Source organism: Vibrio sp. 378, from assembly GCF_033339435.1.
In genome coordinates this window covers 1-615 of the sequence record NZ_JAWOUO010000765.1, presented here as the reverse complement: position 1 = coordinate 615, position 615 = coordinate 1, and the positions used below count along the sequence as shown (strand labels likewise).

Sequence of the window (615 nt, the reverse complement as noted above, 5' to 3'; positions counted from 1 at the left end):
ACGAAATTGGCCAAACGGCGCATGCTGTGGTGTCGTTTAAAGGCCAGTCGGGTGAGTCAGAATACAACCCGAAAGTGAGCCAGACAGTATGGCTTAGTCAACCCAGTGGCGTGACATCTCACTACTGGACAGAGCAAATGCTGTCAGAGGTGCCAATGCCTACGGTTTGTCCATTTGGTACAGAAGAAACCGACATGAATCAAATGGCGAACACGGTGTTAGCTACCATGACGGTTGTCTTGTTTGCTGAAATGCATGACAGAGAACAAGCTTTTGAACGTGCATTTTCGTACTGGGCGTCGTATTGCGCAGCGAACTGATTGCATGACTGCCTAACGATACAAAGTTGTTGGATCGGAGTCCTTTATCTATTGTTTGTGTATGCTCGTCAGTGATGAATTTATCACCACAAGTCTCTCTTTGCTGGTTAGCATAAACATCACCATTGCGGTGATGGGTTTACTTTTCGATAAGAAATGAGGACATGGATAATGCTAAAGCACACGACGTCAAGTGAAAAGGCGGCTCACCCCATCCCGCAAGAAGCCTTCGATTGGTACGACGAATACGCGCATGGAAAGATATCGCGCCGAGAATTTATTAATCGGCTTGGTG

The 615-nt window shown here is 46.8% G+C and carries 2 pseudogenes; both read left to right on the top strand.

The annotated features are described in order from the left end of the window. Positions 1-320, top strand: a pseudogene (locus tag R7Q48_RS28730) (glycosyl transferase); the annotation flags it as partial. A gap of 171 nt (positions 321-491) precedes the next feature. Beyond that, a pseudogene (locus tag R7Q48_RS28725) lies at positions 492-615 on the top strand (dienelactone hydrolase family protein); the annotation flags it as partial.